At 62.6% G+C, this 16,968-nt stretch carries 17 protein-coding genes and 2 tRNA genes; 11 read left to right on the top strand and 8 right to left on the bottom strand.

Annotated features, from left to right (window positions below):
* Positions 1 to 11: 11 nt before the first annotated feature.
* The 5 genes from RO07_RS14825 (at position 12) to RO07_RS14845 (ending at position 5,011) form a co-directional block, all read left to right on the top strand.
* Positions 12 to 314: a hypothetical protein gene (locus tag RO07_RS14825; protein ID WP_039411797.1), complete on the top strand. Its 303-nt coding sequence runs from the start codon at positions 12 to 14 to the stop codon at positions 312 to 314.
* Positions 315 to 407: 93 nt separating this feature from the next.
* On the top strand, positions 408 to 1,040 hold the full coding sequence (locus RO07_RS14830; RefSeq protein ID WP_039411799.1) for a LysE family translocator: 633 nt from the start codon (positions 408 to 410) through the stop codon (positions 1,038 to 1,040).
* A 129-nt stretch (positions 1,041 to 1,169) separates the two neighbouring features.
* Positions 1,170 to 3,701, top strand: coding sequence for a penicillin-binding protein 1A (locus RO07_RS14835; RefSeq protein ID WP_418303687.1), 2,532 nt, complete (start codon positions 1,170 to 1,172; stop codon positions 3,699 to 3,701).
* A 159-nt stretch (positions 3,702 to 3,860) separates the two neighbouring features.
* On the top strand, positions 3,861 to 4,691 hold the full coding sequence (locus RO07_RS14840; RefSeq protein WP_084072859.1) for an AzlC family ABC transporter permease: 831 nt from the start codon (positions 3,861 to 3,863) through the stop codon (positions 4,689 to 4,691).
* Positions 4,688 to 5,011: an AzlD domain-containing protein gene (locus RO07_RS14845; protein ID WP_039411803.1), complete on the top strand. Its 324-nt coding sequence runs from the start codon at positions 4,688 to 4,690 to the stop codon at positions 5,009 to 5,011. Before RO07_RS14840 ends, RO07_RS14845 begins: the two co-directional genes overlap by 4 nt.
* Positions 5,012 to 5,128: 117 nt before the next feature.
* Here the strand turns inward: RO07_RS14845 and gshA are convergent, their stop codons facing one another.
* On the bottom strand, positions 5,129 to 6,691 hold the full coding sequence (gene gshA / locus RO07_RS14850) for a glutamate--cysteine ligase (RefSeq protein ID WP_052267343.1): 1,563 nt from the start codon (positions 6,689 to 6,691) through the stop codon (positions 5,129 to 5,131).
* A 30-nt stretch (positions 6,692 to 6,721) separates the two neighbouring features.
* Here gshA and RO07_RS26330 point away from each other — a divergent pair, with 30 nt between their 5' ends.
* Both RO07_RS26330 and RO07_RS14855 read left to right on the top strand, forming a co-directional pair.
* The gene (locus tag RO07_RS26330; protein ID WP_167369423.1) at positions 6,722 to 6,994 is read left to right on the top strand and encodes a hypothetical protein; all 273 of its coding nucleotides are present in this window, start codon (positions 6,722 to 6,724) and stop codon (positions 6,992 to 6,994) included.
* Between the two features lie 253 nt (positions 6,995 to 7,247).
* Positions 7,248 to 8,021 carry a sulfite exporter TauE/SafE family protein gene (locus RO07_RS14855; protein WP_084072626.1) on the top strand — a complete coding sequence of 258 codons (774 nt, stop codon included), beginning with the start codon at positions 7,248 to 7,250 and terminating at the stop codon, positions 8,019 to 8,021.
* 89 nt (positions 8,022 to 8,110) lie between these two features.
* Here the strand turns inward: RO07_RS14855 and RO07_RS14860 are convergent, their stop codons facing one another.
* Positions 8,111 to 9,799, bottom strand: coding sequence for an AMP-binding protein (locus tag RO07_RS14860; protein ID WP_039411806.1), 1,689 nt, complete (start codon positions 9,797 to 9,799; stop codon positions 8,111 to 8,113).
* A 268-nt stretch (positions 9,800 to 10,067) separates the two neighbouring features.
* Here RO07_RS14860 and RO07_RS14865 point away from each other — a divergent pair.
* Positions 10,068 to 10,144: transfer RNA gene (locus RO07_RS14865), tRNA-Pro, on the top strand.
* 452 nt (positions 10,145 to 10,596) lie between these two features.
* Here RO07_RS14865 and RO07_RS14870 read toward each other — a convergent pair.
* Positions 10,597 to 11,670: a hypothetical protein gene (locus tag RO07_RS14870; RefSeq protein WP_237171262.1), complete on the bottom strand. Its 1,074-nt coding sequence runs from the start codon at positions 11,668 to 11,670 to the stop codon at positions 10,597 to 10,599.
* A gap of 187 nt (positions 11,671 to 11,857) precedes the next feature.
* Here RO07_RS14870 and RO07_RS14875 point away from each other — a divergent pair, with 187 nt between their 5' ends.
* Positions 11,858 to 12,115: a hypothetical protein gene (locus RO07_RS14875; protein WP_039411809.1), complete on the top strand. Its 258-nt coding sequence runs from the start codon at positions 11,858 to 11,860 to the stop codon at positions 12,113 to 12,115.
* Positions 12,116 to 12,415, top strand: a complete 300-nt coding sequence (locus tag RO07_RS14880) for a hypothetical protein (RefSeq protein ID WP_039411810.1) — start codon at positions 12,116 to 12,118, stop codon at positions 12,413 to 12,415.
* 670 nt (positions 12,416 to 13,085) lie between these two features.
* Here RO07_RS14880 and RO07_RS14885 read toward each other — a convergent pair.
* Positions 13,086 to 13,163 (bottom strand) — tRNA-Ile (locus RO07_RS14885).
* Between the two features lie 182 nt (positions 13,164 to 13,345).
* Here RO07_RS14885 and RO07_RS14890 point away from each other — a divergent pair.
* Positions 13,346 to 15,364, top strand: a complete 2,019-nt coding sequence (locus RO07_RS14890) for an acyltransferase family protein (protein ID WP_039411813.1) — start codon at positions 13,346 to 13,348, stop codon at positions 15,362 to 15,364.
* On the opposite strand, the gene RO07_RS14895 is transcribed toward RO07_RS14890, so the two are convergent.
* Genes RO07_RS14895 through RO07_RS14910 form a run of 4 tightly spaced genes read right to left on the bottom strand, consistent with a single transcriptional unit; the run spans position 15,365 to position 16,959 of the window.
* Complete coding sequence (locus RO07_RS14895) at positions 15,365 to 15,856, bottom strand: DUF2514 family protein (RefSeq protein ID WP_039411816.1); 492 nt, start codon at positions 15,854 to 15,856, stop codon at positions 15,365 to 15,367.
* Positions 15,853 to 16,329: a glycoside hydrolase family 24 protein gene (locus RO07_RS14900; protein WP_039411819.1), complete on the bottom strand. Its 477-nt coding sequence runs from the start codon at positions 16,327 to 16,329 to the stop codon at positions 15,853 to 15,855. The genes RO07_RS14895 and RO07_RS14900 overlap by 4 nt, the downstream gene beginning before the upstream one ends.
* A complete protein-coding gene (locus RO07_RS14905; protein ID WP_039411822.1) occupies positions 16,316 to 16,597 on the bottom strand; it encodes a hypothetical protein in 282 nt (93 codons plus the stop codon). Before RO07_RS14905 ends, RO07_RS14900 begins: the two co-directional genes overlap by 14 nt.
* Positions 16,598 to 16,599: 2 nt before the next feature.
* Positions 16,600 to 16,959 (bottom strand): hypothetical protein, encoded by a 360-nt coding sequence (locus RO07_RS14910; RefSeq protein ID WP_237171263.1) that lies wholly within the window; start codon positions 16,957 to 16,959, stop codon positions 16,600 to 16,602.
* Positions 16,960 to 16,968: the final 9 nt, after the last annotated feature.

The following is a 16,968-nucleotide window of genomic DNA, read 5'->3' on the forward strand; positions in this document are numbered from 1 at the left end:
TATTCGAAATCATGATCGAAGGACTCGAAAAGCTGCTGGCCGCGGGCAAGGACAATGCGCTGCTGCGCTTCGGTCTCGGCAAGGCCTATCTGGACGCACAGAACTTCCCCGTCGCTGCCGAGCACCTGACGCATTGCGTCGCTTTCGATCCGGCCTACACGGCGGCCTGGAAGCTGCTGGGCAAGGCCCGCCAGGGGGCCGGCGACGTGGACGGTGCCCGCGACGCCTGGACGCGCGGCATTGCCGCCGCTCAGGCCCATGGCGACCGTCAGGCGGAGAAGGAAATGACCGTCTTCCTCAAGCGGCTGGGCTGACGCGGCATCAAGCGCTGCGGGCATCGCTACCGGACTCACGTGCCCGTCAATCGCGTGGTATCGTGCAGCTTCCCCATTTCAGACGCAACGAACATGCCCGCAACTTCGACCTGGCTGGCCTTTGCGCTGGTTGTCCTTGGCATGGCCCTTACGCCGGGACCGAACATGATGTACCTGGTGTCGCGCTCATTGTGTCAGGGGCCGGCCGCGGGCCTCGTATCGCTGGGCGGCGTCGCCCTGGGCTTCGTCGTCTACATGCTGTGCGCGGCCTTCGGGATCACCGCCCTGCTCTTCGCGGTGCCGTATGCGTACGATGTGCTGCGCTTCGGCGGCGCCATCTACCTGATGTGGCTCGCGTGGCAGGCACTCAAGCCGGGTGGCCGCTCGCCGTTCGAAGTGAGGCCGCTGGCACACGACAGCAATCGCCGTCTGTTCCTGATGGGCCTGTTCACGAGCGTGCTCAATCCGAAAATTGCCATGCTCTACCTGGCGCTGCTGCCGCAGTTCGTGCATCCGGAACGCGGCAGCGTGCTCACGCAGTCGCTGATGCTGGGCGTGACGCAGATCGTCGCCAGCGTGACGGTGAACGCGAGTGTAGCGCTGTCGGCCGGCGCCATCGCCACGTTCCTCGGGCAGCGCCCGGCCTGGCTGCGCATCCAGCGCTGGCTCATGGGCGGCGTGCTCGGCGCGCTGGCGCTGCGCATGGCGACCGAAGCGCGCCGCTGAGCCGCCCTTCCCAATTTTTTGGAGAGACGCACGCCGGGCGTGGCATACTGCACCGATTTCGCCGCGCGGCGGGGCTCCACGCAGCGCCAGGCCGGCTGGCCGGTTCCCATCCTGCAATTTTCGTTGGGTATGTCCTTGAAGCATTGTTTGCCGCCTCGTGCGCCGTCCCGTGCGGCGCACCGCAATTCCCCCGTCTCCCCCTCCCGGACGCCTTCGAGCCATGGTCCGGGCTCCGGCTCCTCCGAATGTTCCCGCCACTCGGGCCACGTCGACCGCCAACGCGGCTTCGGCACGCTCGGCGTCATCGTCGCCACGCTGGCCGGGCTGGCGATCATCGGCGCCCTGATCGTGGGCTACGCGCTCATCGTCATGCGCCCGAATCTGCCCCCGCTCGACGTCATCACCGATTACCGGCCGAAGGTGCCGCTGCGCATCTACACGTCCGATAACGTGCTGATCGGCGAGTTTGGCGAGGAGCGTCGCAGCCTCGTGACGATCGACCAGATTCCCGACGTCATGAAGAAGGCCGTGCTCGCGATCGAGGACTACCGCTTCTACGATCATGGCGGCGTCGACTTCATCGGCATCCTGCGTGCCGGCGTATCCGACGTGCTGCACGGCGGCGCGGCGCAGGGCGCAAGTACGATCACCATGCAGGTCGCGCGCAACTTCTTCCTCTCGCGCGAGAAAACGGCCACGCGCAAGATCTACGAAATGCTGCTGGCGTACAAGATCGAGTCCGCGCTGTCCAAGGACAAGATCCTCGAGCTGTACATGAACCAGATCTATCTCGGACAGCGCGCCTATGGCTTCGCGAGTGCCGCGCGCATCTACTTCGGCAAGGATCTGAAAGACGTCACGCTCGGCGAGGCCGCCATGCTTGCCGGCCTTCCCAAGGCGCCCTCCGCCTACAACCCGATCGTCAATCCGAAGCGCGCCAAGATCCGTCAGGAATACATCCTCAAGCGCATGCTCGAGCTGGGCTACATCACGCGCAACCAGTACGAGGACGCGCTGCACGAACCGGTCCGCACGCGCACTGCGGGCAACGAATACAACGTGCATGCGGAGTATGTGGCGGAAATGGTGCGGCAGGCCGTGTACGACGAGTACAAGGACGACGCCTACACGCGCGGCCTGACCGTCATCACGACCCTCGACTCGAAGAAGCAGCAGGCCGCCTACGAAGCCGTGCGCATGGGCGTGCTCGATTACGAGCGCCGTCACAGCTACCGCGGCCCCGAGGGCTTCGTGGAGCTGCCCGCGGCCATGCCCGATCGCCAGCAGTTGATCGAAGACACCCTGCTCGAACACCCCGACAACGGCGATCTGATCGCGGCCGTGGTGGTGGCGGCGAGCGCGTCGCAGGTCACGGCAGTCCCGCTCTCGGGCGACGCCGTGGTCGTCTCCGGCGACGGCATTGGCTTCGCGGCCCCGTCGCTGTCCGCAAAGGCCAACGAGAAGCAGCGCATTCGTCCGGGCTCGATCATCCGCGTGATGAAGGACGCGCGCGGCAAGTGGCGCATCGTCCAGTTGCCCGAAGTGCAGGGCTCGCTCGTGTCGCTCTCGCCGGACGACGGTGCGATCCGTGCGCTCGTGGGCGGCTTCGACTTCAACCAGAGCAAGTTCAATCGTGCGACGCAGGCGTGGCGTCAGCCGGGTTCGACCTTCAAGCCGGTGGTGTACTCGGCAGCCATCGAGAAAGGCGTGAGCCCGGCGACGATGGTGATGGACGGCCCGCTCAATCTGCCACCGGCACAGACGGGTGGCCAGGTCTGGGACCCGCACGACGACGACGCCTTCAGCGGCCCGATAACCGTGCGCGAAGGCCTGCAACGCTCGAAGAACCTCGTGGCCATTCGCCTGCTGCAGTTCGCCGGCACGCAATACACGCAGGAATACGCCACGCGCTTCGGCTTCGATGCCGACAAGGTGCCGCCCTACCTGCCGATGGCGCTCGGTGCGGGGGCCACCACGCCGCTGCAGTTGGCGGGCGCCTACGCGGTGTTCGCCAACGGCGGCTATCGTGTCGCACCGTATCTGATCGCGGAGATTCGCGACGCTCGCGGCAACCTGCTCAACAAGGCCACGCCGGTCATTGCCGGCGTGAATGCCGCGCGCGCCATTTCGGCGCCGAACGCGTACATCATGAACAGCCTGCTGCAAACGGTGGCACAGCGCGGCACCGGCTCGGGCACCAACGTGCTCAAACGCAGCGACCTGGCGGGCAAGACCGGGACGACCAACGACGCGCTCGACGGCTGGTTCGCGGGCTATCAGCATTCGCTCGTGGCCGTGGCGTGGCTCGGCTTCGATCAGCCCAAGACGCTCGGCAGCCGCGAGTTCGGCGCGCAACTGGCGCTGCCGGTGTGGACCAAGTACATGGGGGTGGCGCTCAACGGCGTGCCACAGCAGCAAATGGCGATGCCCGAAGGCGTGAGCGTGGTCAACGGCGAGCTCTACGAATCGGACAAGTTGCCGGGCAACGGCTTCGTGGCAAGCATCGGCATCGACGAGAACAGCGGCGGATTCTCGTTGCCGTTCTTCGGCGGCGGTTCGCCCTCGCCGAGTGCACCGCCGCCCGCGGCCGGTCAGGCGCCGTCGCCCGGCGTCGATTCCCGCGAGAAGGCGCGCATTCTCGACCTGTTCAAGCATCCCTGAGCGGAGCGGACGCCTCCCTCCGGAAAGCAACGCGGCCACCCTCGGGTGGCCGTTTGCATTGTGTCGATGCGCATCGGCGGATCGCAAGAATGTACAAGCTTGCCCGACGGCATGCGCGGTATGCTCGTCCTGTCGTCTCCACGCTCAGGATCGTTCCACATGCCGGTTCCGTCACGCGCGGGCAGCTTCCTTGCCGGTGCCCGCGACACCCTCCCGATGATCGTCGGCGCAGCCCCGTTCGGGCTGATCTTCGGCGCGCTCGTCGCCAGCACGCCGATGGCCCCCTGGCACGGCCAGTTGATGTCGCTCTCCGTCTTCGCCGGGTCGAGTCAGTTCATTGCCGCCGGACTGTTCGCGACCGGCGTGGGCTATGCCGTGCTGTGGACGACGACGTTGATCGTCAACCTGCGTCACATGCTCTACGCGGCCAACCTGCTGCCTCACGTGCGCCACCTGAACGTCCGGTGGCGAGCGACGCTGGGATTCCTGCTCACGGACGAGACGTTTGCCGTCACGAGCAGCTACTTCCACCGGCATCCCGACGACCCCATGGGGCACTGGTATTTCTTCGGCTCGGCGCTGTCGATGTATCTCAACTGGCAGTTGTGGACGCTGGCCGGACTGTTGTTCGGGGCCGCCTTCCCTCGCCTTCAGACGCTCGGACTCGACTTCGCGATGGTCGCCACCTTCATTGCGATCATCGTGCCGCAGATGGCGCGCATGCCGTGGGCGGTGGCGACCGTTGTCGCGGGCGCCGCGGCGTACCTCTGTCGCGGATTGCCCTACAAGCTCGGCCTGCTCGTCGCCGTGGCGCTGGGCATTGCGGCCGGGATGGCGGCCCTGCATCGCCGGCGGCGCGATGGGACGCTGCGCGACGACACGTCGGGCTCGAGATCCGGCTCGACGCACGACACCTCTCGCAACGGCAACGCCGCCGGCGGCGGCACCCCAACGGGCGCGCCGGGCTCGTCGAGCGGAGGTGCGCGATGAACTACGTGCTGGCGATCCTGGGGATGGCGGTGGTGACATTCGCCGTCAAGGCCGGCATCTTCGTGCTGGGCGACCGTGTGCGCTTTCCCGAGTGGTTGCGCGAGGCGCTGTCGTTCGTGCCCGTGACGGTGCTCACGGCCATCATCGTGCCGATGACGCTCGCGCCGCACGGCGACGGGCTGGAGCTGACGTGGCGCAATCCGCAGCTCATGGCCGCGCTGGCCGCCATCGCCGTATGCGCTGCGACGCGCCATCAATTGCTGACCATCGGCGTCGGCCTCGCCGTCTTCTTCACCTGGCAGTTGGGTGTGCTCGGCTGACGCACGCAGAGACGGCGAACATGACGCAGCAAGGAAAAGAGCGCCTCGCTTGAGGTGCTCTGGTGCTCCGGCGCTCCGTTCGTGTCATGCGTCCGATCGATCACGCATGGCGCTGCGTCATAACGTCATGGTGCCCAGCGTGCCGGCACGATAGGCGGCAACGAAAGCATCGAAATCGCCCACTTGCGTGCGTTCGAGCTCGGCCTGCGCTTCGAGCGACTTGCGCGCCAGCGTCTCGAAATGCTCGACGACCGCAGCGTCGAGCGGCATATCGCGCAGCGTCTGCGCATGACGCCGACTCTGCGCGAGCGCAAACGCCTGGAACGCGCCGCCCTTCGTGCCGCGCAGCGGCTCGAGCGCCGCCATCACGCGTGCCGACGGGGTGAGCGAGACATCCTGCACCTTCGCGCGTTGTAATGCCATGCTGCGTGCGTAGTGCGCGCCGCCGCGTTGTGCGTCGAAGGCCGCAGCCGTCCGATCGATGCGATCGAGCAGCGCTTCGGCCCAGTCGAACAACGTAATCGCTTCGCCGCCACGCCGCAGCATCAGACCGGGCTTGCGCCCCTCCTTGACGACGTGCGCGAAGTTGTCGCGATTCTCCACGTTTTCGGCGTTCGAGCAAGACGGGCTGTCCTCGAGCGCGCAGAACAGCAGGAAGGCGTCGATGAAGCGAGCCGTGTCGACGTCGATGCCCGCCGGCAGGAACGGATCGATGTCGATACAGCGCACTTCCACGTATTGCACGCCGCGACGCGCGAGCGCCTGAACGGGACGCTCGCCGCTGTACGTCACACGCTTCGGACGGATCGTCGCGTAGAACTCGTTCTCGATCTGCAGCAGATTGGTGGAGAGCTGAATCCACTCGCCGTCGCGCTTGGTGCCAAGCGCCTCGTAGGCGGGATGCGGCTGGCTCACGGCTTGCGTGAGCGCGTCGATGTAGCTGGGCAGGCAGTCGTAGCACGGCGAGACTTCCGACTGTGCGCTGTTCTGGTAGCCCAGGTCGCTCATGCGCAGGCTGGTCGCGTAAGGCAAGCCGAGTGTGCCGTCGTCGAAGGATTCGAGGCCGTGTTCGCGTCCGCGCAGGAACTCGGCATGCAGGACCGGCGACGCGCCGAACAGATACATCAGCAGCCAGCTATAGCGACGGAAGTTGCGAATGAGCGCCACGTAACGCGCCGACTGATAGTCGCGCGCGGACTCCTTCGCGCCTTCGCTCTCGCGCAGCAGCTCCCACACCGGCTCGGCCAGCGAGAAGTTGTAGTGAATGCCGGCGATGCATTGCATGGGCTTGCCGTAGCGCAGGGCCAGCCCGCGCCGGTAGACGTGCTTGAGCAATCCGATGTGCGACGTGCCGTAGTCCGCAATGGGAATGACGTCTTCCGGCGGGAGCGCGGGCGGCATCGAATCGCTCCACAGCAGTTCCGCGCCGAGCTTGCGGTAGGCGAACTGATGGATCTCGTTCAGACGCGCGATGACATCGGCGGCGTCGCGTTGCGGCGGCGTGATGAATTCGAGCAGCGCTTCGGAGTAATCGGTGGTGATTTCGTCGTTGGTCAGCGCGGCGCCGAGCGCGCGCGGGTGCGGCGTGAGGGCGAGCGCGCCGTCGCTTTCGACGCGCAGGGTCTCACGCTCGATGCCCGACAGTCCCTCGCCGAGCAAGGCGCGGTTGGCGGGTTGCATGACGAGTGCGAGGCGCCGGTCGAGCGTATCGTGAGCGGCAGCGCGTTCAATGCGTTCGACGTGTCCGGCTTGCCCGGTGTGTTCGTTTTGACGATTCTGTTTTTCCAACTTCCATCCCTCTGGGCAGGCGCAATGCGTGGCATGGCTGTCGACACCGCCCCTTCAGGCATGGCGCGAACCATGCTCGCGTTGGAGACAACGGCGTACGGGGGGCGACGGGGCGTCGACGGCGCCGGCACGACCGCCGAAGTGCGGACTCCGGAGGACGCGCCCGATGCGCGGCACGGCGCGAATTTGGCCTGAGCATAACTGAAAACGCCAAAACGCGTCGGACGCCCCGCCCGTCGTGGATGTCGGCGCCGAAGCCCTCGTCCCTTCGCCGTCGCCGGTGCGGACGCCACCTCGCGCATCACGCCCGCCTCGGATTGCGTCGGACACGCGCACGCGATAGCGACGACCGCCGTGGCGGGGCTCCCCCACAGCCTCAGCGCCAGCCTGAGTCCCCCTGCGCGAATGCCGCATTGGCGACGAGCGCACCCGCGCCGATACTGGCCGCATGATGAATACTCAACACCTCGCGGAACTCATCCCCCTGCTCTCGCTGGGCCTCGTGACCTTTTTGCTCGCCGGCTTCGTCAAGGGCGTGATCGGGCTCGGCCTGCCGACGGTTGCCGTCGGCCTGCTGGGCCTTGCCATGCCGACAGCCGAGGCAGCGGCGCTGCTGATCGTGCCGTCGCTCGTGACCAACGTCTGGCAGTTGCTGGCGGGGCCGCGCTTTGCCGCCCTGGCACGACGGCTCTGGCCGATGCTGCTCGGCATCTGCGTCGGCACATGGGCCGGTGGCGGTTGGCTGGCCAATGGCGGCGATCTGGCTGGGGTGGCACTGGGCGTCGCGCTGCTCGCCTATGCCGTGCTCGGGTTGGCAGCGGTGCGTCTGCATGTGCCGAAAAGTTGGCCCGTGGCGCGCGTCGGTGCGCTCGGCGGCGGCATTGGCGTCGTCACCGGGCTGGTGACGGCCGCCACCGGTGTCTTCGTGATTCCCGCCGTGCCGTTCCTGCAGGCGCTCGATCTCGACAAGGACGATCTCGTGCAGGCGCTCGGCCTGTCGTTCACGGTATCGACGGTAGCGCTGGCGGCCGGTCTGGCGCGCGACGGCATCTTTCACGGGCATGCCATTGGCGTCTCGCTGCTGGCGCTCGCGCCGGCATTGGGCGGCATGTTCTTCGGTCAGTGGGTGCGCACGCGCGTGAGCGCACCGGTGTTCCGCCGCTGCTTCTTCGTCGGGCTGGCCATGCTGGGCGCCGAACTGGTCATTCAGCACGTGCGTTGAGCGTCGAGGCATGCGCCGAGGGTGCTTCAGGCATGCGAGGTGTGTGTCGGGCATGCCTCGAAACCGCGCTTCAAGGCATGCCATCGTCCTCATTTCAGATCGGCGAAGTCCACATCCCAGAATTCCATTTCGCGACGGGTGTCGAGGCTGCGGCCTTCTTCCGTGCGGCGCAATTCGACGCGCCGGATCTTCCCCGAAATCGTCTTCGGCAAATCGCAGAATTCGATGCGCCGGATGCGCTTGTACGGCGCGAGGTGATCGCGGCAGAAGCGCAGGATATCGAGCGCAAGTTTGTCGTCGGCGAGAAACCCGGCACGTAGCGTGATGAAGGCTTTGGGCACCGCGAGTCGCACCGGGTCGGGGCTCGGTACGACGCCGGCTTCGGCCACGGCGGGATGCTTGATGAGTTCGCTCTCGAGCTCGAACGGGCTGATGCGATAGTCAGACGCCTTAAACACGTCGTCCGCGCGGCCGACGTAAGTGAAGTAGCCGCGTTCGTCGCGCATCGCGACGTCACCGGTATGGTAATAGCCGTCGCGCATGGCTTCGGCGGTCTTCTCGCTGTCGTCTTCATAGCCTTGCATGAGGCCGGTCGGACGCGACGAAAGCACGAGCGCGACCTCGCCTTCGTCGGCCTGCGCGCCATGCTGATCGAGCAGCACGACGCGATAGCCGGGCATCGGGCGTCCCATCGCGCCGGGCTTGACGGTCTGGCCCGGCGAATTGCCGATCTGGCAGCAAGTCTCCGTCTGCCCGTAACCATCGCGAATCGTGATGTTCCACGCCCGCCGGACCTGGTCGATGACTTCGGGGTTGAGCGGCTCGCCCGCGCCGATGAGTTCTCGGAACTTCACGGCATGGCGGGTCAGATCCTCCTGGATCATCATGCGCCAGACGGTCGGCGGCGCACACAGCGTGGTCACGCCGCAACGCGCGGCGGTCTCCAGCGCGGCGCGCGCGTCGAAGCGGGAGAAGTTGTAGACGAAGACGGTCGCTCCCGCGTTCCACGGTGCAAAAAAGCAGCTCCATGCATGCTTCGCCCAGCCGGGTGAGCTGATGTTCCAGTGCACGTCGCCTGGCTGCAGGCCGAGCCAGTACATCGTGGCGAGATGGCCAACGGGGTAGCTCTGATGCGTATGCAGCACGAGCTTCGGGCGCGACGTGGTGCCAGAGGTGAAGTAAAGCAGCAGCGGATCGGTGGCGAGCGTGACGCCGTCGGGCGTGAAATTGCCCGGCATTTCGTAGGCGGGCGCAAGCGAGGTCCAGCCGTCGGGCGTTGGGTTGCCGACGGCAATGCGGCGATAGTCGCCGGGCAGGTTGGCGAACTTGGCGGCGTCGCGCGAGGTGGTGACGACGTGGCGCACACGCCCGCGCTCGAGCCGGTCGACGAGGTCCGCGGCGGCGAGCAGCGTCGTGGCGGGGATCATGACGGCGCCGAGCTTCATGCAGGCGAGCATGAGATCCCATAGCTCGACCTGATTGGGCAGCATGAGCAGGACGCGATCGCCGCGCGCCACGCCTTGCGCACGTAGAAAATTGGCGACGCGATTGGAGCGTTCCGACATCTCGCGAAACGACAGGCGTGCCTGCCGGCCGTCTTCTTCGACGATCCACAGTGCGGGATTGTCGTTGCCTTGGGCCTGGAGGTCGAAGAAGTCCAGCGCCCAGTTGAACTGCGAGAGTACGGGCCAGCGGAAATCACGGTACGCCACGTCGTAGTGGGCGCGCTGCGCGAGCAGCAAGTCGCGCGCGGCCTCGAACCCCTGGATGTGCGACATCGCTTGTCTCCAAGCTTCGATAGGCAGGATTCCATTATCGTGAGGGCCCCTGATTGCGACATCCGGGATAACCATCATCGGCAGGCGCGCGGGGCGGTGAAGCGCTGAGTGGCGGACGTCGAAGGCGGCTGCGCGGGCCGCGATGCGGCGAGATTTCGCCAGGTGCAAAAAAATATGCGTCCAACGCGCATGGGCCCTTCCTTTCCCGCGAAAAGCTCTGCTATAATCGTCTGCTTTCGAGCGATGCATCTAAACGATGCGTCTCTCACGGGGCGTAGCGCAGCCTGGTAGCGTACCTGCATGGGGTGCAGGTGGTCGGAGGTTCAAATCCTCTCGCCCCGACCAATTCGAAACCCGCACAGTCATTGGCTGTGCGGGTTTTTTCATGGGTAGCGTGTCGTGGCTTAGATCATCCTGATATTAGATGACATCTAATATTCCGCGGTCGACTTAAGAGTCCCACTGAAATTTCGGTGCTGGCACCGCGCTCACATGCTGAGCCTCCGGCGCCGTGAAGAAAGACCTCGCCTCGTCCATCGATCGAGCGCTGAGCCAATCGGAGGATCGAGGCGAAGCAGTCCTTGTACACCTCGTCGACCCATTCACCTGCCGGCATTGGGGGCGCGGTAGTACTCGCCAAACAGACGCCGGTCGGGGACGCGGTAGTTCGTGCACATAAGCACACCCTATAACGCAGCAACAGCGAGAATTTTCGTTGCAGTCAATCAAGAGACGACGATTTCATATTCGCACGGCCTGGAGCACACAAACATGCGCCAGGCCAATTCACCTAGCGGTTAGATAGTGTAGCTACCGACCGCTACTTGGAAACCCGGGCCCCCTGTCGACGCGGACATCGTGTAGTAAGCCGTCTGCGGCACCAGAATAGGGACATTCTTATAGCCGATCGAGACACCGAAATTTGCCGATCCAGCACTGGAATTGCAGTTTGTCTGCCCGATACCGCTGGCGGAGCCCATAATGGCCGCAGCAGTCCCAGCGCCTGCGGTACTGTTCCGCGACGTCATAGTCCCGCCAAACGATTTGGCTCCCAAAGGAACCGCCGAAGCAATACTGAAAATCGTCGGGGTCGAGGCGGACGTTGACGTCGAGAAAACATCGACGATCGGGAATTCACGAGTGCGGTCATACTGGTACCCAACCGCCAATTGTCCCGAGGAATTGGTCGCCCAGATTGACAACAGCGCAGATGCTGTATAGCCGGCCGGCATATGCCCGCCGCCGTACGTGTTCGGGGGTGCCGTACTGGCTAGGCCCGTCGCAAGTAGCGCGGCAGCCTTCGTCGCAGGATTGTAGATGGCGTAAAGAGCAACGAAGCCGGTAGCGGGTGCACTCCCCGCATCCATACCACCGGCCCCGGTCGTGGCAAGGTTGATGGTTTGGCTGAACGACGAGAGGCAGTAGCGCAGACCGCCCAAAGCCGTCTCGACAATGATTTCGTCTGCCGTCAGTGAAGCCGAATTGCTGGCCGTAGCGACGACTAACTGAAGATTGCGCGCACTACCGACCACTCCAGCCACCTGACCGAACTGAACGGCTTGTTGGCTTTGCACAGCAGGGGCGACCTGCTGTGCACCGCCCGTACAATCGAGCAGCACCCAGCACAGGTTTCCCGAGTTCAACAGCGGGCCAATATAGGACACGAGCGTAACGTTGCCGCCGGCGACGATTTCGTTGCCTTGAAGCGGTTGGCCGCCTAGGCCATAGATCGGTGACGCGGCGAGGCCGTCCGGTGCATAGGTGGCGTCACCAGTGTTGGTGACCGTTGCGGGGAAACGCTGGAAGATGCCGCCGACCGTCGGGAGAGCTGCCATCGGCAACTGATTGGAAGCTACGTAAGCTGTTGTCATATTTTTTCCTAATTTAGTAATACTTATCAATTAGCACCGACCGAGGCGTCGGCGACTGGACCGTCCAGTACCACGGCGAAATATCAGGGGGAATCGCACAAGAAATTTCCAACTGAGAACTTACGCCGCTCGCGTATACTGTGTTTTTATACAGTATCCGTCAAGCACATCTGGAGTTGGCCAAGCAATGCAAGATCCCCACACAACTCGATTCATTGTCGTCCCGTTCCGCAAGGGGAAAGGCGACGATCTGCTGCCTGTTGAGGTGCGGCCAGCCAGCACGAGCGTCGGCGCCGTGCGCGTCGCCCATTCGATGCGTGAGCACCACGCCGGTGTCGAGGCCTACGAAGTGCTGTTCGATCCGGAGACAGGCGCGATGGAAGCGCCCAAGGTGCTATTCCTGCACGGGCGAATTCCTGCGCTCGATGAGTACGCCGTGGCGTAGATGGAGGTGACGGATGGCACTCAAACCCAGGCCGTCGAGCAGTTGCGCAACCTGTGGCTCACAAACCGGGATACGAACACACGGCAGGTGATCGAGGAAGTCGTCTGTCATCGGCGCGAGGCCGAGCAGCGAGAGCCGCTGCTTGTCGACCTCGAGAGGCTATACGTGGCAATCCATCAGTCTTGGCGTGAAGCGGTCGGCGACAAGCTGATCGCGCTTGAGTGCATGAAGTCCCGTTTCTCTAATCTGTGCCTATTGCGCGGAGAGTTGCCCGGCATACCGGGCGCGCCACCTCGATGAGCGTTGGCGGAAGCGGACACGGGTCACGAAGCACGCCGAGAACCCGAGAATGGACGGCCCTGCCCTGCTCAAGCGCGCGCCTAAGCTGAACGAGTACCGGTATGGAGCTAATTGGGATGAGTGGTGGGAAAAGCCGCAGAACACGCAACGGATGAGAGAAAGATAATTCTCATGATCATTTCTTAGGCATTGATCACTTTGATTATCCGGATACTCAAAAAAGCGACGGAAGACGCAACCGCCTAGGGGCGCAAAAGCGCTTCTAGCCTCGTCGGTCTGGAGTGCGTGACAGGAGTCGAACAAACCGAATACCACGGGCGAGCACAACGGCCGTCTTTGCAAGCTACGTCATATCCAACGCGGTCAACTGATTCGGGGCCCTCAATTACAAAAATGCTCTGCTCCCCCCAGCGCCCTGAACCCGAAACATCGACTCCCCACAGAGTGCAATATCCCGTGCTATCCTCGCTACCACATTGCCAAGTCGTTACGATCGCGGGTCCCCGTCCACATATGGCTTGATCATCTTTCGGTGCTGCGTGGACCGCCATCGAAACGCTCCCAACGGTCATCAACATCAGCACCTCCCGCATTCCAAGCATTCTTGTTCTACGAGTACGAAAGACTTTCATTTTTTCTTTACCACCCCAATAGGGGCCGACAAAGGTAATGGTCGGCCTCCCGCGAGTCGAACGCGGCACCACCGCATTATGAGTTCGCCGCTCTAACCACGCATGGCTAGAGGCCCGTGAAGCATTTTTTCATTGCACCTTGCCAGCTTCAATCGGACTTTTCCTAAACTCCATCACCATTCGTTGACGCACCATAGCTGCATGCACAGACGCGCTCAGTGATGCAAAAAGGTAGAATTCTGCCTACAGAAATTCAGGCTCCCGAACTGGTTCGCGGAGAAAAAATAAATCTCCTGCGATGGCAAATACCTACTACAAGCACATCGACGGGCTGCGCGCGATTGCCGTTCTGTCCGTCTTCCTGTACCACTTGGGTTTTCCGGGGATTACCGGCGGATTCGTCGGTGTCGACATATTCTTCGTCATCAGCGGGTATCTGATCACCGGCATCATCCTGCCGGAGTTGCAGGAGACGGGGCGCTTCAGCTTCGTCGGGTTCTACTTCAGGCGTGCCAAGCGGATCTTCCCGGCGCTCGCAGTCACCCTGGTCACATCCTTCGCTCTAGCTGTCTGGCTGCTCCCCCCGGCCAAGTTCAAACTGTTCGGCGGCACCTTCGCCGCAGCCGCCGCGTCGGTAGCAAACATCTTCCTGTATCGCCAAGCGGGATACTTCGACATCTTCTCCAAGACCAACCCACTACTTCATACCTGGTCGCTGGGTGTCGAAGAGCAGTTTTACATCGTATGGCCCGTACTGCTCTTGCTTGCCTTCGTGACCATCGGTAAACGATGGGGGGCACTCGTGGTGCTCACGCTGCTTGCGTTCATCAGTTTCTATCTGAATGTGCGCCATCAGGGCTCATCACCGACGCGCATGTACTTCCTCGTTCAGTATCGGGCGTTCGAGTTCTGCATCGGCGCAGCAGTCCTGTGGTTACCGCAAGCCCATACGATATTGAGGCGACGCTCGCATGAAGCTCTTTGCGCTATCGGCTTCGTGCTGACGCTCGCCCCCTTCTTTCTCTACACCGAATTAACGCCGTTCCCGACGTACAACGCGCTGGCCCCGGCCATCGGCACCGCGCTGCTCATCTATGCCGGGAGCGCCCCCAACTTCGGCTGGCTGTTGCGCACCAGGGTAGCCGTGTTTATCGGACTCATCAGCTACTCGCTCTATCTCGTTCACTGGCCTTTGATCACGTTCGTCATGGCCTACAACGAGAATGTAGGCTTGACGTTTGCTCTAGGCGACTGGCAGCGCATTGCCGTCGGCTTCGCAGCAATCGGATTGGCGTACTTGATGTACAAATACGTCGAGCGGCCAACTCGCAGGATCCGCATTGGCATGACCCGAGCGCAAGGGTTTTTCGTTGCAAAATGGATTGGTGCGCTTGCAGTTGCCGCTGTTGCTGGAGTTGGCATGTTCCGCGGCAACGGTTGGCTATGGCGAGTGGACTCCCCGTTTAAAGCTACGGAAGCCCAGACCATCGCTGAGTTCCACACAGCTCATTGGGGCGGTGCTGGGTTCGATGGTGGCCTCATCCACACCGGTCAACGCCCCGAGCCTTCACTGATCATGATGGGGGACAGTCACAGCGGGATGCTTGATACCGGTGTGGTGCGTGAAATCGCTGTGCCTCTCGGTTTAACTGTATTCACCGCGTCGGGCGGCAGCGCTGGCAAATATGAATCTTCGCTGTTGCTTCCCGGTACCACGCGGATCGACAAGAATCAAGCGTCCTTCGATTTGTCGTCGCGAAATGCAAACGTCGAAGCCATTCGACAGTTGGAGCGATCCCCAAATTCGGTCTTGATGTATTCCGCGTTCTATAGGGGCCAGTTGCCAATTGCTGGTGACCTGTTAACACACAGACCGTGGAATATCAATCCTGAAAAATCTGGAAACGAAGACGATTATCAACCGTTCGTTGCTGCGCTAGAGCGGCTGCGTCAGTCGCTCGATGGGCGTCAATTTGTGATCATCGGCGACTTCCCGGGCTCATCCAAGTACTTCGCGCCTCAATGCGTGGCACAGCTTCGCTGGTTTCATACCGACGCGTGTAAGGCCGAGCAGCCCCGGTTCGACAACATTGCAGCCATCAATGTAAATCGAGTCATCAGAAAATACGCAGCCACCCACCGAAACGTGCATTTCATCGATCCATACGATGTTTTTTGCGACGAAAAGAGATGTCGCAACCTAGATCCATCTGGAGCGCCGCTCTATTCGGATGGAAAGCACCTGTCGAAGTCAGGCTCCATCCTGTTTTTCGACATGACGCGCTCCCGACTCCGGAGGATCCTCGAGGCCTCTTAATTAACGATTGCCTTTCTTCATCAACGCGTCATAGCTGCGCTCGCAGGCAAGTCCTGCAATGTGGGCAGCGTCAGCGAATTCCGCAAGTCGTCCCGCAGCGTCGTCAATCCTGCCGAGCAACCCTGTGAGCAGATCAAGGGCGTCCGATCCGCCGATGGTTGGCGCGCTTCCGCCGGCAGCGGTGGAACGGCGTACGGAGGCGGTGAAGGCTGCGAGTTGTTTGCGCATGAGCTCAGAAGAAGCATCAGAGGCACGAGCGGCAGCAATAGCAGTGTCAGCAGTTTTTTTCGCATCGATCGATATCCCAGCCAGCGTTGTGTTCGTCTGGCGATAGAGGTTGTTCGCGTCGGTCAGGTCTTTGATTTGCTTCGCCTGCTTGGCGACCGTCGCCGACTGGTCGGCGTCGTGGCGCCCTTTCCAGTAGCCACCGCCGGCCGCCAGCACCGCGGCGAGGAGGAAAGCGCCCCACAGGCGTGGATCAATCCAGCTCACATTGCACCTCCGGCTTTCACGTACTGCTGCAGCAGCGGCTCGAGCTGGTGCTCCACCTGTCCATAGCCAGCGCCAGGCAGACTCGCCCAGATATTGCGGCACTTCGAGACCGCAACCTCGATACGCCCCGCCTTGATATCCGGCAGGGCGCCGCGCTCGCGGATCTGCTGGATCGCGATCTTGTCCTGGCTGACCGGAGAGAAGTCCGAGAGCCCGAGTTGCTGCTTGTGGACGTCGAAGTAGCGCGACAGCAACGGGTAGCATCCCGCGGCAGTCGACCACACATTGAAGCGTTTGGTCCACACAGACTTGCGCGAATGGTCGGCATAGCTCGCGAACAGGCCACCGCCCACGACGACGTTGTAGCCATCATCTGATCCAGCTATTCGCGAGGTGAACTCGGACCACGCAAGCATGTCGAGGAAGGCGCAGACGTTCTGCCCACCGGATGTGTTGGGGTCAATTCGTGCCATGCTGTCGCTCCTTGCTCATCCAGTACACCTTCCGACCCAACACCCACAGACTGACTATCGCCATCCCGACCAGCATCAGGATTTCGGGCCCATCGATCGTGTGACTCATCCAGACCGGTTTAAATAGATTGCCCACGGCCGCCAGGCCAATCGCGGCGAAGCCTGTCGTGCCCCACACGCCGGTTTTGACGGCATCCGTCAGCGCTACCCAGATGCATGCGCCGAGCACCACCATGTTCGCAATGAAGAAGATAGCCACCCAGATCATGTTCACTTTTCGCGCCCTCCGAAGAGTCGCCGCTTGAGGGCCCCGATCAGGTCGGCATCGTTGATTTCCTTGCACACTTCCTTCGCAAGCGCTAGGCCGAAAAGCCCCATCAGGAACCCAAACGCCTGCTGCGCGCCAGCGTCCGTGATCGCGAAATACATCACAACCAGTGGACTCAGGTAATAGGACATCGCCGCGCCGGCCGCGAACGACATCGCTTTTTGTTTCTTCGTCAGTCCCTCACCGCCTTCAGCGCTCGATCCAAGGGACGATCCGTGATCCATGTCCACACTCTGCGAAGTCAGCTTTAGTGCAAATGATAGAAATTCCATCCAAAAAGAAAGAAAATATGGCGCAACCAAGGTTAGATT

Source organism: Pandoraea pulmonicola (assembly GCF_000815105.2).
In the GTDB taxonomy this organism is placed as follows: Bacteria; Pseudomonadota; Gammaproteobacteria; order Burkholderiales; family Burkholderiaceae; genus Pandoraea; species Pandoraea pulmonicola.

Coding starts and splice junctions, on each gene's coding strand:
- RO07_RS14825 (WP_039411797.1), top strand. CDS start 12: ATGATCGAAGGACTCGAAAAGCTGCTGGCCGCGGGCAAGGACAATGCG.
- RO07_RS14830 (WP_039411799.1), top strand. CDS start 408: ATGCCCGCAACTTCGACCTGGCTGGCCTTTGCGCTGGTTGTCCTTGGC.
- RO07_RS14835 (WP_418303687.1), top strand. CDS start 1,170: ATGTCCTTGAAGCATTGTTTGCCGCCTCGTGCGCCGTCCCGTGCGGCG.
- RO07_RS14840 (WP_084072859.1), top strand. CDS start 3,861: ATGCCGGTTCCGTCACGCGCGGGCAGCTTCCTTGCCGGTGCCCGCGAC.
- RO07_RS14845 (WP_039411803.1), top strand. CDS start 4,688: ATGAACTACGTGCTGGCGATCCTGGGGATGGCGGTGGTGACATTCGCC.
- gshA (WP_052267343.1), bottom strand. CDS start 6,691: ATGCAACCCGCCAACCGCGCCTTGCTCGGCGAGGGACTGTCGGGCATC.
- RO07_RS14855 (WP_084072626.1), top strand. CDS start 7,248: ATGATGAATACTCAACACCTCGCGGAACTCATCCCCCTGCTCTCGCTG.
- RO07_RS14860 (WP_039411806.1), bottom strand. CDS start 9,799: ATGTCGCACATCCAGGGGTTCGAGGCCGCGCGCGACTTGCTGCTCGCG.
- RO07_RS14870 (WP_237171262.1), bottom strand. CDS start 11,670: ATGACAACAGCTTACGTAGCTTCCAATCAGTTGCCGATGGCAGCTCTC.
- RO07_RS14875 (WP_039411809.1), top strand. CDS start 11,858: ATGCAAGATCCCCACACAACTCGATTCATTGTCGTCCCGTTCCGCAAG.
- RO07_RS14880 (WP_039411810.1), top strand. CDS start 12,116: ATGGAGGTGACGGATGGCACTCAAACCCAGGCCGTCGAGCAGTTGCGC.
- RO07_RS14890 (WP_039411813.1), top strand. CDS start 13,346: ATGGCAAATACCTACTACAAGCACATCGACGGGCTGCGCGCGATTGCC.
- RO07_RS14900 (WP_039411819.1), bottom strand. CDS start 16,329: ATGGCACGAATTGACCCCAACACATCCGGTGGGCAGAACGTCTGCGCC.
- RO07_RS14905 (WP_039411822.1), bottom strand. CDS start 16,597: ATGATCTGGGTGGCTATCTTCTTCATTGCGAACATGGTGGTGCTCGGC.